9 protein-coding genes are annotated in these 15,294 nt (G+C 73.0%); 4 read left to right on the top strand and 5 right to left on the bottom strand.

The window, feature by feature from the left end:
• Positions 1 to 234 precede the first annotated feature (234 nt).
• The 4 genes from NZH93_RS17910 to NZH93_RS17895 all read left to right on the top strand — a co-directional run bounded on the left by NZH93_RS17910 (position 235) and on the right by NZH93_RS17895 (position 3,614).
• Complete coding sequence (locus NZH93_RS17910; RefSeq protein ID WP_259624241.1) at positions 235 to 708, top strand: hypothetical protein; 474 nt, start codon at positions 235 to 237, stop codon at positions 706 to 708.
• Positions 618 to 2,159 carry a P-loop NTPase family protein gene (locus NZH93_RS17905; RefSeq protein WP_259624240.1) on the top strand — a complete coding sequence of 514 codons (1,542 nt, stop codon included), beginning with the start codon at positions 618 to 620 and terminating at the stop codon, positions 2,157 to 2,159. Before NZH93_RS17910 ends, NZH93_RS17905 begins: the two co-directional genes overlap by 91 nt.
• Positions 2,160 to 2,613: 454 nt before the next feature.
• Entirely contained in the window at positions 2,614 to 3,120 is a 507-nt protein-coding gene (locus NZH93_RS17900; protein ID WP_259624239.1) for an LD-carboxypeptidase, read from the top strand.
• Complete coding sequence (locus NZH93_RS17895; protein ID WP_259624238.1) at positions 3,114 to 3,614, top strand: S66 peptidase family protein; 501 nt, start codon at positions 3,114 to 3,116, stop codon at positions 3,612 to 3,614. Before NZH93_RS17900 ends, NZH93_RS17895 begins: the two co-directional genes overlap by 7 nt.
• Before the next feature lie 39 nt (positions 3,615 to 3,653).
• Here the strand turns inward: NZH93_RS17895 and NZH93_RS17890 are convergent, their stop codons facing one another.
• The 5 genes from NZH93_RS17890 to NZH93_RS17870 are packed head-to-tail and all read right to left on the bottom strand — an operon-like array spanning position 3,654 to position 15,202.
• Positions 3,654 to 4,940 carry a cytochrome P450 gene (locus tag NZH93_RS17890; protein ID WP_259624237.1) on the bottom strand — a complete coding sequence of 429 codons (1,287 nt, stop codon included), beginning with the start codon at positions 4,938 to 4,940 and terminating at the stop codon, positions 3,654 to 3,656.
• Positions 4,937 to 5,800: an SDR family oxidoreductase gene (locus NZH93_RS17885; RefSeq protein WP_259624236.1), complete on the bottom strand. Its 864-nt coding sequence runs from the start codon at positions 5,798 to 5,800 to the stop codon at positions 4,937 to 4,939. The genes NZH93_RS17890 and NZH93_RS17885 overlap by 4 nt, the downstream gene beginning before the upstream one ends.
• Positions 5,797 to 7,107, bottom strand: a complete 1,311-nt coding sequence (locus NZH93_RS17880) for a condensation domain-containing protein (protein ID WP_259624235.1) — start codon at positions 7,105 to 7,107, stop codon at positions 5,797 to 5,799. Before NZH93_RS17880 ends, NZH93_RS17885 begins: the two co-directional genes overlap by 4 nt.
• Positions 7,104 to 8,255 carry an FAD-dependent monooxygenase gene (locus NZH93_RS17875; RefSeq protein WP_259624234.1) on the bottom strand — a complete coding sequence of 384 codons (1,152 nt, stop codon included), beginning with the start codon at positions 8,253 to 8,255 and terminating at the stop codon, positions 7,104 to 7,106. The genes NZH93_RS17880 and NZH93_RS17875 overlap by 4 nt, the downstream gene beginning before the upstream one ends.
• Positions 8,252 to 15,202, bottom strand: a complete 6,951-nt coding sequence (locus tag NZH93_RS17870) for a non-ribosomal peptide synthetase (RefSeq protein WP_259624233.1) — start codon at positions 15,200 to 15,202, stop codon at positions 8,252 to 8,254. Before NZH93_RS17870 ends, NZH93_RS17875 begins: the two co-directional genes overlap by 4 nt.
• Positions 15,203 to 15,294 lie beyond the last annotated feature (92 nt).

Raw genomic sequence — 15,294 nt, 5'->3', positions numbered from 1 at the left:
GATCGAACTGGCGAGGTCCCGGGTTGCCTCGTCGTAGGAGCACCACCGCTCGTACGCCTCACGGTTCCGGTATGGCGGTGGCGGGCCGGTGATGGCCATCGCCTTGATCAGGCCACGCTGCCGGAAGTCAGCGAGCCGGGCACGACGCCGAGCCCGGTAGGCCCGAGCGACGCACGCAGGCGAGCAGGCGACTACACCCATGCCCTCACCTCCTGGGCCGACCGTGACCGGCTCGTGGTCACCGAAAACGGCCAGGACGCCACCGCGGCGATGCTCGCCACGTGGATGGACCAGCGCCACGGCGCACCCGATCCCATCACCGAGATGCGCGGCCTGCTCATGGTCGCCTCCACCAACCAACAAGTCGACCGCCTCAACGCCGGAGCCCAAGCCATCCGCGCCGCACGCAACGAACTCGGACGCGGCCGCACCTACGACTTGCCCGGATCCCGATCCCTTCACCTGCGCACCGGCGACTACGTCATGATCCGTATCAACCAACGCGAAGAAGGCATGCCTGACGCCTACAACGGCTACCGCGGCTACATCTCCCGCATCCACGCGACGGCCGCGTCGACGTCCGCTGGGAACGCGGCACCACTCATGGGAAGCGGCTGGTGGAGAAGGCGACCTTCACCGCCGACTACGTCGCCAAGGGCGGACTCACCCTCGGCTACGCCATCACCATCCACAAGAGCCAAGGTCTGACCGTCGGCTCGGACAAGGCGACCTGGGTCGGGGAGGACGACCAGATCCGCGGCGGAACGGTCCTGTTCTACGCCGCCGGATCCGACAACCCCGGTTCCTTGGTCGCCGCCACCCGCCACAAATCGGCCATGTGGATGTTCCTCGCCCGCACCGACGTCGAAGGCGCCCAGGACGAGTACCTGCTCGGTATCCCCAAGCGGACGTTCGACCGGACCCGACGCGTCATCACCAAGCTCGTCGACCGCGCGAAAGCCACCGAGGTCAACGCCAACGACCGACCCGTGCTGGTCGACCTCGGCCTGCTCGACGACCCCGGCCACACCGTCGGCGAACGTGGTGTCGGCGGCCGGACCGTCGAACAGCAACAAGCCCGCGACAACCGCGACCGCAAACGCGCCCGCCGTGCCAAACGTGACGCCGTCGACACTGCTCGCCGCGCCACAGCCACCGTGCTGCTCACCGACGCGTGGGGCGAACACCCGGCCGTCGGAAAGGTCACCGCCGGGCCCGCGTTCGGCACGGTCGCCCGCTGGCTTGACCTGATCGTCACCGCCGGGGGAGACCCTCACGCCACCCTCGCCACCATCGACCCCGACGAAGTCACTGCGCCCAAAGTCCACGACCCGAGCAAGCTCGTCGCCTCATTGGTCAAGCGCTCCGCCAACACCGACCTCAACGGCGACGAGGCCACTACAAGCGGTGCCCGGACCCCCAAAACCAAAGCCCAACGGCGCGAAGAACGGCTCGCCGACGAGAAGGCACTGCTCGACCAGGTCGCCGACCTGCTGCGTGAGGAATGGGGTGGACACCCCACCGCCGAACTCGTCATCACCGGACCCGCGTTCACCGCTGTGACCCGCAACCTCGCCGGCGCCGCCGCCACCGGGCACGACGCGCCCTGCTGCGCACCATCGACCCGGCCACCGTCGGCACCAAGAACGACCCCAGCGCGTTCACCGCCTGGAAGATCCGCTCCACCGCCACCAGCCACCCGGCCTCACCCCGACCGGCACGACCCCACTCGGTCAAACACCGGCCCCCGCACCCAGCCTGCTCGACGACGGCGTCACGCTCGACGTCCTGGTGCCCTCCTACGAACGAGCCCTCGCCCTCCTGCGACCGCTCACACCTGCAGACCCAGTCCCCGCCCTGCCACATCCGCCGACCGCACCCGCAGCATCCGAGCAACTCCCCGCACGCCCCTCGGCGGCATCAGACAGGCCCCCGCGGTCGCCGGCGTCGGCGACCAGGACCGACGCGATCTGGCCACCCTGGTTGCCGACCGCGCCGGACCCGCACTCGTTGCATGGTCGCGCCCTAGCCGTCGCCACCGCGGCGAGCACCGACGCCCACCGCATCCGCGACCGAGTCATCGAACTCGGCCGCGACGCCGCACGCGAACGACCAGACTGGGTCCGACAACTCGGCCCCACACCCACCAACGCCGCTGACCACATCCGCTACCTCGCCGCCATCACCACCATCGCCGCCTACCGCGAACAGCACGCCATCACCGGCCCCGACCCGCTGGGGACACCGCCGACGAACTCCTCGAACCCCGCCTACGACGCCGCGCGCCGAGCCCGCGAACTGCTCACCCGCAAAGCCACTGCACCCTCCGAGCACCTTCAGGAAAAGCCACCACCAGAATCCGCCCCCACCCACACGACCTCTGCGGAACGCACGCGCCCATCCACCAGGCCCACACCCGAGGAAGCTCTCGAGCGGGTCCGGCGTCGTCTCGACCAGCAGAAGCAACGCGAACACGCACAGCCTGGGCAGGACCCCCCGCAGCCGGGGCCGCGCCAAGGGCCACACCCCGGTTACTGACTCCGCAGCGGGGGCCGGCTCAATGCGGTCGTAAATGCGTCGCGCGTCGTCGCGGATGCCGGGAACACTGCGCCGGTGACCGGTTCCGCAGGGCGAAAGCTGGTTCGCCCCCGTGCCCTCAGACCCGGGGTTCTGGTTGTCATCGCGTCGCTGTCCGGGCCGCTGCACGCCGCCTACGAACCCGACCTCCAACGAGCGGTGCTCGTGCTGGAGCGGATGGGATTTCGCGTGCGTCGAGCACCGCTGATCGAGGCGGGGCGGCACCGCTGGTGGAGCGCTGCCACGCCTGCGGAGATCGCCCAGGAGTTCAACTCCCTGCTGCGCGACCCCGAGGTGCGCGCGATCATCGCGCACGACGGCGGCCAGACGGTGCTCGGCTACCTCGACCTGATCGACGTTGACGCCGTCGTCGCCGACCCCAAGCCGATTCTCGGCTACAGCGACATCTCGTGGTGCTTCACGCGCGCACGGGCCTGGTGGGGTTTCACGCCGATCTGGCCACTTCTGGGCTTGGCGGGCACTGGCAGGCCGTCCCCGCGGCGCGTCAGGCGGAACTTGAGACGCTCTACGCGAGGTTGCTGACCGGTACTGAGCCGATCGGTGCACTGCCCACCAGTCCGTCGTGGGAGTGCTGGCGCGCGGGCTGTGCCGAAGGCCCGTTGATCGGCGGGGTGATCAACCGCATCGTGCTGGCACAGGCAACGCCCTACGCGCTCCCGCTCGAAAGGTTCGACGGCGCGGTGCTGTTCTGGGAGGAGATGGGCGGCCTGGCGTCCTACGTGTGGAGCTACCTGCACGTGTTGCGGCACTGCGGCATCCTCGATCGGATCTCCGGGATGGTCGTGGGCGTTCCCCACGCGATCGACGGACTCGAGACGCCCGACGCGTCCCCGAGCCTCGCCGAGATCGTCCTCGACGTCCTCGGCGACCGCGACATCCCGGTCCTGGGCAACGTCGAGTTCGGCCACGCGGGCCCGAACCTGCCGATGCCGGTCGGCATCCGCGTCGCACTCGACGCGGGGCAGCGGACACTGGCGCTGCTCGAACCCGCGGTACGGCCGCACGCGACAGCATGACCGGCGGGCGCACCCCGGTTGTCGTCGCCGCAGACGCTGTCACCGCGGTGACACCGGGATGCTCAGCGCCCCCCGGATGTTGCGCGACCGGCGCCGCACCACGGGCCCGCTGATTCGCAGGTCTGGGTACCTCTCGAACAGCATCCGCATCCCCACGGCGGCTTCCAGGCGCGCGAGTCCCGCGCCGACGCAGTAGTGGATCCCGGAGGAGAACGACAGGTGGTCACGGCTGTTGGGGCGGTCGAGGTCGAGGACGTCCGGGTGGGGGAAGACGTCGGGGTCGCGGTTGGCGCCCGCGAGTAGCAGCACGACGAGGGAGCCGGTGGGCAGGTCGACGCCCTCCAGCGTCACGGGTTCGACCGCGGCGCGCACGGTGTACTGGACCGAGGAGTCCCACCGCAGCACCTCCTCGACGGCGTTGTCCGCCGACGAGGGCGACGCGATCACCCGCTCGCGCGCCTCGCGGTGGGTGAGCAGGGCCAGCCCGGCGTTGCCGATCAGGTTCAGCGTCGTCTCGTACCCGGCCATCATCAGCAGTTCGCAGGTGGCCAGCAGGTCCTCGCGGAGGAACTCGTCGGACCCGGACTGCGCCCTGATCACGCTGCTGACCAGGTCGTCGCCCAGGTTGCGCCGCCGACCGTCGAGCAGGTCGACGAAGAACGCCTCCAGGTCGACCAGCGCGGCGCGGACGCGGGCCAGTTCGGCGGCCGAGCGGATGCCGTCCAGGGTCGCGCCGAGCACGGTGCCCCAGCGGATGAACCGGGCGTAGTCGATCTCGGGGATGCCGAACATCTCGCAGATGATCCGGATGGGGATGCGGGCGGCGAAGTCGTCCATCAGCTCCCACTGGTCGCGGCCCTCGACCTCGTCGAGGAACTCCCCGACGACCTTCTCCACCAGCGGCGTCAGGTCGCGCAGCGCGCGCGGGGTGAACCACGGCGCCACGGTGCGGCGCAGCCGGGTGTGCCGGGGCGGGTCCAGGGCGATGAACGAGTCGTCGACCGGGTGGATCGGCCGCCTGCCCTTGCTGTCGAGCAGCATCTTCTTCATGTCCATCAGCGACGCCCGCGTGTCCACGCCGAACCGCGGGTCGCGCAGCACGGAGTCGCTGACCCGGTGCGACGCCGACACGTACAAACCCAGCCCGCTGCGGCTGAGGTCCCCGAGCGCCCTGGCGTCCTCGTAGAACGGGTAGGGGTCGGTGTCGCGGCCCGCGGTGAGGATCCGCGCCATCGGGTCACCGCGCCACGCCAGCGGCCTGGTCACGGCCTTGAACCCCAGCAGCATGGTGCGCAGGCGCAGGGACTGCGCGAACGACGTGGTCATCGGTGGCCTCCGGGGGACGCGGCTTTGGCGAACACGAGGTCGAGCAGTGAATCGGGCAGCAGCCGGTACAGCACGGCGCCCGCGCGGGCGTCCGGGCCGACCTGGTAGCGGGACTTCGGCCGCCGTGCCGCCAACGCGCGCGCCACGGTCCTGGCGAAGTCGTCGGGCACGGTCCCGCTCCGCCGGGCGCGCTCGTCGTTGGCGGCCAGGAAGTGCCGGAACGGTGCGCGGTAGAGGTCGGCGACGCCCGCGTCGGCGGTGTCCAGCAGGTCGTCGCCCTGGGCGGCGAGCTTGGTCCAGATGGGCGTCATGATCGCGCCGGGCTGCACGACCGCCACCGCCACGCCGAACGGCCGCAGTTCACGCCGCAGGGCGTCGCTGAGCCCTTCCTTCGCGAACTGCGACGCCGCGTACGCGCCGAGGAAGGGCGAGGCGATCCGGCCGAGGCCGGAGCTGACGTTGACGATCCGCCCGCGAGCTTCGCGCAGCAGCGGCAGGAACGCGCTCGTCACGGTCGCCGCGCCCACCACGTTGGTCTCCAACTGGTCGCGCAGCCGTTGCGGCGACAGGCATTCCAGCGGTCCGGGCACGCACACGCCCGCGTTGTTGACCAGCCCCCACAGCCCGCCGCCGACGGTCTTCACCGCCGCCTGCACGGCCGCCGGGTCGGTCACGTCCAGCACGAGCGGCCTGAGCCCGCCGGAGGTCGAGGCGGCGACCAGCGCGTCGCCGTCGGTGTCCCGGCGCACGCCGGCGAACACCCGGTAGCCGAGCCGGTCCAGGTGCAGGGCGCACGCCTTGCCGAGCCCGGACGACGCTCCGGTGACGACGACCGTCCGGTCGTCCGGTGAGATCCTCATGACGCCTTCCCGATGGCCGCGAGCAGGACGTCGACGCTGTCGGTGGCGATCCGCTCCGCGCGGTCGGTCGGCACGGCGTCGTCGACGTAGGAGAAGTTCCACGAGAGCTGGTCGTGGCTGGTGTTGACGGTCCCCACGAGGTACCCGCTGAGGGAGGGGCCCGCCACGAACTGCGCTTCCGACAGCCGCCACGGCCCGATCACGTCGGGGAAGTGGTGGAGGCCGATGTTGGACAGGCACAGGTTTCCCGGTCCCTGCGCCTCGACCAGCCCGCGGAACGAGGCGCTCCCGGCGAGGTCGTGCGGGCAGACCCAGCGCAGCAGGTTGATGACCGCGAAGTGGTCCCCGCGCCGCTTGCGCCGGGCCACGTCCTCGCTGACGGTCTTGGCCATGGGCCAGAACGGGGCTCCCGGTCGGAAGTCGACGAAGGAGGGCACGGTCGCGATGTACGCGCCGACGTCGCGGTCCGACACCGGCCGCGCCAGCTCGTCGCGGAAGTCGACGGGGGAGCCGATCGCGAACTCGCACCGCTCGGCCACCTCCGCGTCCCGCGCGACCGCGGTGATCATCGCCGCGGCCAGCGCGCCTTGCACCGTCGCGCCCTCCCGCTTGCACGACCGCGACAGCGCGTCGAGCTGGGCGAAGTCCAGCGCCCGGTGGACGAACCGCGACCGCCGCCGCTCGTCGGGCACCGCCGCGCTGGGCACCAGGCGGCGCAGCGCGGCGCGCCTCAGCTTCCGCTGGTCAGGCAGCACGCGCTGGGCGATGCCCAGCGCACCGCCCAGCGCCCGGTGCCGGGCGGGGAACAGGTCCTCCGGCGCGGGCAGCGGGTCCAGCGGGACCGCGGACCCCGGCCGTGCGGCGAACTCCAGCAGTTCCCGCAGCAGCGACAGCGCGGTGACCGCGTCGGAGATGGTGTGCGACACGGTGAGCAGCACGTCCTGCACGTCGTCGCCGTGGCGCAGCACGACCGCGCGGCACAGCGGACCGGCGACCGCGTCCACGCGGTCGACCAGCTCGTGCTCGTCGACCTCGTGCTCCCAGCTCGTGTCGCGGTCGACGACCCGCAGCGGGATCGGGATCCCCGTAGTGGCGACGAACTCCGGGTTCGCGTCGGCCGCGTCGGCGACGATCGTGGTGCGCAGCAACGGATGCCTGCTTTGCAGCGCGTCGAGTCCTATTCGGACCGCCCGCGGGTCGAGACTTCCCCGCACCCGGACGCGGGCGACGACGTTGAGGGGCGAGAACCGGTCGGCGAGCCAGTACCACCGCTCGACCGGGCTCAGCGGCCGGTTGACCTCGGTCACGTGTTCCTCGTTCCTGTCGTGGCGGGAAAGGTCAGGGCGGACTCGTTCAGCCTGCGCAGCAGCGGTTCCGGCATCCACCGGAACGACGTGTCGCGCACGAGCCGCGCCCCCGGCGGCCCGGCCTGCTCGAACCGGCTCAGCGCGCGGGAGGCCCTGACCACCTGCCGGGTGCGCGCCCGCCGCTCGTCCTCGTAGCGGCGCAGCGCCCGCCGCGGGTCCGCGGTCCCGGCGAGGCAGCGCGCGAGTACGACGCCGTCCTCGACGGCCATGCCGGCGCCCTGGCCGAGGCTGGTCAGCATCGGGTGCGCGGCGTCGCCGAGCAGGGTCACCGGCCCGTCGCCCCACCTGCGCAGGAACGGCCGGTCGCGCGCGGCCAGCCCGACGATCGCGTCGGCGGGCGTGGCCGCGATGGCGGCCCGCACCTCCTCCGCCCACCCGTCGTAGGCGCGCAGGACCTGCTCCTTGCCGCCGTCCCACACGGGGACGTCGCTGGTGCCCCACCAGTAGACGCGGCCGTGCCCGATGTCGACGAGCCCGAACCGGCTGCCGCGCCCCCAGTAGTGCCCCACGTGCCCGGCGGGCAGCGCTCGGTGCCGGAACGGGACGGTGGCCAGCCAGCACAGGTACCCGGCGTCCCGCGGGGTCTCCGGCCCGACGAGTTGCCCGCGCACCGCCGAGTGGAACCCGTCCGCCCCGATCAGCACGTCGCCGCGGGCCGTCCGGCCGTCGGCGAAGTCCACCCGCACCCCGTCGCCGTCGGCGGTGTAGCCGGTCGCCTCGGCCCCGACCTCGATCGGGCAGTCGCCTGCGGCCTCCAGCAGCGCGGCCTGGAGATCGGCCCGGTGCACGCACACGCTCGGCGCGCCGAGCCGCTCACCGATCGACTTCACCGGCACCGCCCTGATCGGACGGCCGTCGAAGGTGTTGAGGTGGAACGTCTCGATGGCCCGGCCGCGGTCCTCCAGCGCCAGCTCGATGCCGTGCCCGCGCAGCGCCGCGACGGCGTTGCTCATGATCGACAGCCCGGTGCCCGAAACCCGCGGTTCGCTCGCCCGCTCGTACACCTCGACCTCGACGCCGACGCGGCGCAGGGCGACGGCGGTGACCAGTCCGCCGATGCCCGCGCCGACGACGATCGCCTTGGTCACCGGTCCTCGCCATCGAGGAGTTCGGACAGCGCGTTCGCGACTGCGCGCACGTGGGGTTCCTCCATCATCTCCAGGTGGTCACCGGGCACGTCTACGACGTCCAGGCGGCCGCCGACCAGTCCGCCCCACCCGTTTGCCGGGTCGCGGTGCAGGCTGCGGGCGGCGTCGTGCGCCGGTTCGAGCAGGCCGGGCAGGGGAGCGGTGGCGCGGATCAGCGCGACGTCCTCGGTCAGCACGTCCGGCCGGTAGTCCAGCACCGCGCGCCAGTTCGCCGCGAACACCCCGAACAGCCGCCGCACCACGGCCGCGGGGCTGCCCGGCGGCAGCACCCCGGCGTCGATCGCCAGCCGGGCGGCGTGCTCGAACCGGTCGCCGCCGGGCAGCCGGGGGACCTCGTCGCCGCGCAGCAGCTCCCACAGGAACCAGGTCAGCAGCACGTCGTCGGACACCTCGTCGCGCGGTCCCGCGGCCAGGGCGATGGTGTCGATCAGCACCAGCCGTTCGACCTCGTCGCCCTCCTCGCGGATCAGCCGGGCCATCTCCACGGCCACGAACCCGCCGAACGACCAGCCCGCGATCAGGTACGGCCCGGTGGGGCGCACGCGGCGCACCGCGTCGAGGTAGGAGCGGGCGAGGTCCCGGACGACGCGCAGCGGCTCGGTGCCGGGCTCGCTCCCGGCCGCCTGCAACGCGTAGAGCGGTCGGTCACCGGGCAGGTGCCGGGCCAGCGGCAGGTAGCACAGGACGTTCCCGCCGATCGGGTGCACGAGGAACACCGGCGGCCGGGTCCCGTGCTCGCGGATCGGCACCAGCGGGTCGAAGCGCGCGGTGGCGTGGTCGGACCGCAAGCGCCTGGCCAACTCCGCGACCGTCGGGGCAGCGACGAAAGCCGACAGCGGGATGTGCACGCCGTAGCGCTTCTCCAGCACCACGACCAGCCGCATCGCCGTCAGCGACGTGCCGCCCAGCGCGAAGAAGTCGTCGTGCACGCCCAGCCCCGGCACCCCGATCAGCTCGGCCAGCACCTCGACCAGCGCCCGTTCGTGCTCGTCGCGCGGTGGCGCGGACACGGTGGCGACCGCCGCCGTCGGCGCGATCCGCCGCAGCGCCGCGTCGTCGCGCTTCCCGCTCGGCGTCCACGGCAGGCTCGGCAGCCACTGGAAGCGCGTCGGCACCAGGTGTTCCGGCAGCACCGCGCGCACCGCGGCCCGGAGCTCCTCGGCGTCGCCCGGTTCGCCGACGAGGAACGCCACCAGCCGCGCCTCGCCGTTCTCCTGCCGCGCCACCACGGCCACCTCGTGGAACCCGAGCGCGCAGATCGCCAGCTCCACCTCGGCGGGCTCGACCCGGTAGCCGCGGATCTTGAGCTGGGCGTCCCGGCGCCCGAGGCAGACCAGGTCGCCGTCGGGCAGCCGCACCCCGAGGTCGCCGGTGCGGTACAGGCGTTCGCCGTCGACGTGCGCGAACCGGTCGGCCGTCAGCTCCGGCCGGTCGTGGTAGCCGGTGGCCAGGCCCGCGCCGCCGATGTGGATCTCCCCGCGCACGCCGACCGGGACCGGCCTCGACAGCTCGTCCAGCAGTCGCACCCGCAGCCCGTCGAACGGCCTGCCGATCGGGGGCAGCGCCGGGAAGTCCGCGGGGTCGCCGGACATGGTGTACGTGGTCGCGACGTGCGTCTCGGTCGGCCCGTACTGGTTCTCCAGCAGCAGACCCGGCACGGACGCGCAGAACCGCCGGATCTCGTCGGTTACCCGCAACTGCTCGCCGGAGGAGATCACCGCCCGCAGCGCGCGCGGTGCCCGCCCGAGCGCGTCCGCGGCCTCGGCGAGCTGCTGGAGCGCCACGTACGGCAGGAAGATCCGCTCGACCCCCGCGCCGTCCACCAGCCGCAGCAACGACACCGGGTCGCGTCGATCCACATCGGACACCAGCACCAGCGTGCCGCCGCCGCAGAGCGTGGAGAAGATCTCCTGGAACGACACGTCGAACCCGATCGGCGCGTACTGGAGCGTCCGGCCGCCGACGACCCCGGTCGCGGAGCGGTTCTGGCCCGCCACCAGGTTCGCCAGCGCCCGGTGCGGCATCACCACCCCGTTCGGCGTGCCGGTCGACCCCGAGGTGAAGAGCACGTAGGCGGCGTCCTCCGGTGACACCCCCAGTGCCACCGGCTCCCCGTCACCCGTCAGCAACTCCTCGGGGTCGAGCACGACCGCGGTGTCGGCGACCAGGCCGGTGTGTCCTTCGTGGACGATCACCCGGAACGGCCGGACGTCCTCCAGCACCGCGGCGATCCGGGCCGCGGGGTAGCCGGTGTCGAGCGGCACGCACGCGCCGCCGGACTTCGCGATCCCCAGCAGCACGGCGATCATCTCGAACGACCGGTCCATCGCCACGCCGATCCGCGCCCCGCGCGGGGCGCCCAGCGCCGCCAGGTGGCGCGCCACCCGGTTCGCCGCCCGGTCCAGCTCGCGGTAGGTCCAGGTGTCGTCGCCGAAGGACAGCGCGGTCGTGTCGGGTGCCAGCGCCACCCGCCGTTCGAACTCGCGCACGACGTCCGGCGGCTCCTCGGTGGACAGAAAGCCGAAGTCGACCGGCTCGTCCGGCCGGTCGACGACCCTGGTGAGCAGGTCGGTGTACGCGCGGAGCAGCAGTTCGGCCTGGTCGGGGGTGAACCGCGGCGCCTCGCAGTCGACCCGCACCCGGACGCGGGCGTTAATGGGGTCGACGAACGCGGTGACCACCAGCGCGAAGTTCGTCTCCTCCCACACCTCGAACCCGAGCAGCTCCACCTCCGGCAGCGCCAGCACCGGCTCGACGACGTGCAGGTGCACGTGGTTGAACGCGGTCTCCAGCACCGGCCCGCCGTGGTCGCGCCGGATCTCGCTGATCGGGAAGTGCCGGTGCGGGTGCCCCGAGACCTCCTGCCCGCGCACCTCGCGCACGACGTCCAGCCACGTGCCGGGCGTGCCGTCGACGCGCACCGGGAGCGTGTTGAGGAACAGGCCCGCGGCGCGGTCCGAGCCCGCCTCCTCCGGCCGGGTGTGGGTGACCAACCCGGTCACCAGGGCGTCCTGCCCGCAGAACATCCGCAGCACCAGGCAGTGCGCGGCGAACAGCACCGACTTCACCGGGACGGCGTGCTCGCGGGCGAACCCGCGCAGCCGGGCGTCGAGACCGGTGGGCAGCGCGGTCGAGCGCACGACGAGGTCGCGGCCACCGGGCGCCGCGTGCGGGCCGAACCCGGTCGGCAGCGCGGGCGTGGTGCCCTCCAGCAGCCGCCGCCAGTGCCGCCGCGACTCCTCCGAGCCGAGCGCCCGGCGTTCGTCGAGGACGTGCCGCGCGGCCGTCGACGGCGGGACGTCGGTCACCGGCCCGATGCCCGCCCCGGTGGCGTGCAGGTGGTCCTGGAGCAGTTCGCGCACCAGGCTCGCCACGCTCCAGCCGTCCAGGACAGCGTGGTGGAAGCTCAGCACCAGGTCCACCCGGCCGTCGGTGAGCACGTGCGCGCGGAACAGGTACAGCGGCGGCCGGTCGAACTCGTAGTCGTGGTACCGCCGGTCCTCGATGTGCTTGCGCACCTCCACCTCGGCCTCGGCGGGGTCGACCGCCCGCAGGTCCACGACGTCCAGCCCGCCGTCGACCTCGGCGCGGACGACCTGCAACGGCGTCCCGGTCAGGTCGAACGACGACCGCAGCACCGGGTGCCTGCCGACCAGCGCGGCGAACGCCCGGCGGAACTCCGCCTCGTGCCAGCGGATTCCCAGCGTGTACCGGAAGACGTCGTGGTACACGGCGGACTTCTCGTGCGCGCGGCTGTGGTAGAGCAGGCCGAGCTGCAACGCCGTGACGGGATGGGCGTCCACGGCCTCGGCCAGCCCGGCCCGGTCCACGGCGGGGACGAGGTCGAACGGCGCGAGCGCGACGACGTCCTCGCCCGCGGTGACCTTCGTGGCCAGCGCGGCCACGGTCGGATGTCCGACCAGGTCGGACAGGCTGAAGTGCAGACCCCGCGCGGCGGCCTCGGCGCGGATCCGCAGGGACAGGATCGAGTCGCCGCCGAGCGCGGCGTAGTCGGTGTGCACGCCCACCGTCGGCACGCCGAGCACCTCCGCCCACACCGCCGCGAGCGCCGCCTCCACCGCCGTGGTCGGCGGGGCGTCCACGTACTGGCGGGTCGGATCGGGCAGCGCCGCCCGATCGGCCTTCCCGTTCGGCGTCAACGGGATCCGGTCGATCCGCACCAGGTGCGCCGGGACCATGAAGTCCGGCAGCGCCTTCGCGAGGTGCTCACGGACGCCGTCGACCTCCCGGTCGGCCACGTAGTACCCGACCAGCCGCACGCCGTGGGCCGCGGGCCGGTCCACGACGACCGCGTCGCGCACGCCGGGGCAGGACGCGAGCCGGTCGCGCACCTCGCCGAGTTCGACCCGGTTGCCGCGGACCTTCACCTGGCCGTCCTCGCGGCCGAGGTACTCCAGGCTCCCGTCCGCCAGCCACCGGGCGACGTCGCCGGTCCGGTACATCCGCCGTCCCGGCGCGAACGGGTCGGGCACGAACCTCGCCGCGGTCAGCTCCGGCCGGTCCAGGTAGCCCCTCGCCACCCCGACACCGGACACGCACAGCTCACCCGGCGCGCCCGCGGGCTGCGGGGAGCCGTGCCGGTCCAGCACGTACAGCCGCATGTTGTCGATCGCCCTGCCGATCGGGACGCGCGGACCGGGGACGCAGTCGTGGAACGACACGTCGACCGTCGCCTCGGTCGGGCCGTACAGGTTGACGAGCTGCGCGCCGTCGAGCACCCGGTAGAACCGTTCGACCAGCGCGGGCGACAGCGCCTCGCCGCTGGAGAACACCCGCCGCAGCGAGGCCGCCAGCTCCGGCCGGGCCTCGACCTCGTCCAGGAACGGCCCGAGCATCGACGGCACGAAGTGCGCCACGGTGACCCCGTGCCGCCCGATCGCCCGCAGCACCTCGGCCGGGTCCTTCTCCGCGCCCGCGGCGGGCAGTGCCAGCCTGGCCCCGGTGAGGGCCCACCAGAACAGCTCCCACACCGACACGTCGAACGACACCGGCGTCTTCTGGAGCAGCACGTCCCGCTCGTCGATCGGGTACCGCCGCTGCATCCACTCCAGCCGGTTCACCACCGACCGGTGCTCGACGGCAACGCCCTTCGGCCGCCCGGTCGACCCGGAGGTGTAGATGACGTAGGCCAGCCCGTCGGGGTCGGTCGCGACGGCGTCCGAGTGGCCGGTGAGGTCGTCCACCTGCCGCACCAGCGGCCCTTCGAGCGAGGTGGGGCCGTCCACCAGCAGGACCTTCGCCCCGCTGTCGGCCAGCATGAACCGCAGCCGGTCCTCCGGGTACCCGCGGTCCAGCGGCACGTAGGCCGCGCCCGCCTTGAGGATGCCCAGCAGCGCCACGAGCAGCGGCCGCCCCCGGCGCAGCAGCACGGCCACCCGGTCGTCCGGCCCGACCCCGTTGGCGCGCAACCCGGCCGCGACCCGGTCGGCCCGCACGTCCAGCTCCGCGTAGGTCATGGGGGAGTCGCCGACGACCGCGACCCGACCCGGTTCCCGCGCGACCTGCTCGGCGATCAGCTCGTGCAGGGTGCGGTCGCTGACCGGCACGGTCGGCGCGTCCGCGGAGACGAGCCGCGCGTGCTCGGCCGCGGTGAGCATCGGCAGCGCGGCCAACCGGGGCTCGGGGTCGGTGAGCCCGTTGTCCAGCAGCGCGTACACGTGCCGCGCCATCGCCTCGATCGGGAAGTCCGCGTCGAACACGTCGCACGCGTAGTCCAGGTCCACCACCACGTCGGCGGTGTCGTCGAACTCGGTCAGCACGACCGCCAGCGCGTCCTGGTCGTGCGAGTGCCCGACGCCCGCCATGTCGCGGGCCACGCCGGGGATGGCGGCGCGTCCGGGGTAGCGCATGTACGAGACGGTCACGTCGAACAGCCCGCGGGGCGACCCGGCGGGCAGAGCCCGCAGCAGGTCGCCCATCGACAGCCGGTCGCGCCTCTTGAGGCCGTACGTCCTGGTTCGGACCTCCGTAGCCAAATCCCGCAGCGTCCGGTCGCCCGGCACGGGCAGGCGCAGCGGCATCGTGCTCGCGAACTGGCCCACGGTCTGCTTGTCGGCGAAGGTCCGCCGGTTCAGCGACGGCACGCCGAGCACGACCTCGTCGGCCCCGTGCACCCGTGCCAGGTAAGCCGCGAAAGCCGCCGTGACCGCGGTGAACGGCGAGTGCCCGCCCGCGCGGATCCGGTCGATCAGCTCACCCGGCAGGACGAACCGGTGCCGCGCGGTGGCGCGCGCGCCGCTCATCGCCTTGCGGGGGAACAGGACCGGGTCGACGCCCGCGAGGAAACCCCGGTAGAAGTCGCGGTCGGCCTCGAAGTCCGCCGACTCCCGGTACCGGCACTCGCGGTCGACGAACGGCAGGTAGGAGCGCACGGGGAGGTCGAGCGGCTCCCCGGTGCGCACGACGTGCGCGTAGTCGTCGACCACCTGCGTGAGCGCTTGGTGCAGGGCCCAGCCGTCGGCCACGACGTGGTGCGCGGCGATGCACACGTGCACCGCGGCCGTGCCCTCGACGAGCAGCGCCGCCCGCACCACCGGCCCCCCGCGCAGGGGGAACGGCCGGTGGAACACGGCGTCGATCCACGCGTCGCAGGTCTCCCGGTCGGCCAGTTCCACGACCTCCGCGGGCGCGGGCTCGGGGTCCGGCCACTGGTACGGCACCCCGTCGTGCTCGTCGAAGCGCAGCCGGAGGGCGTCGTTGCGGTCCAGCGCCCGCGCCAGGCACGTCCGCAGCACGGCGACGTCGACGTCCCCGGTGAGCCGGTCGAGGGCCACCGAGTTGTGCTGCGCGAGGTGCGGGAGGCGCGAGGCCGCCGCCCAGATGTCGCGCTGGGCCGCTGTCAGCGGAAAACGTGCGGAACGGGTCACGGTGCGTCCCCTGTTTCGTTGCCCTGTGTCCTGCCGCTTTGTCTAGTGCCGATTCGTTGTTCGATGTCGGTGCCTGGACGCTGTACGACAAC

This window comes from Umezawaea endophytica (assembly GCF_025061645.1).
Classification (GTDB): Bacteria; Actinomycetota; Actinomycetes; order Mycobacteriales; family Pseudonocardiaceae; genus Umezawaea; species Umezawaea endophytica.
The sequence above is the reverse complement of the archived record's forward strand: the minus strand, read 5'-3'. Positions and strand labels throughout refer to the sequence as shown.

Bases quoted from the DNA above. Each gene is read 5' to 3' on its own strand.
- NZH93_RS17890 (WP_259624237.1), bottom strand. From the start codon at position 4,940: ATGACCACGTCGTTCGCGCAGTCCCTGCGCCTGCGCACCATGCTGCTG.
- NZH93_RS17885 (WP_259624236.1), bottom strand. From the start codon at position 5,800: ATGAGGATCTCACCGGACGACCGGACGGTCGTCGTCACCGGAGCGTCG.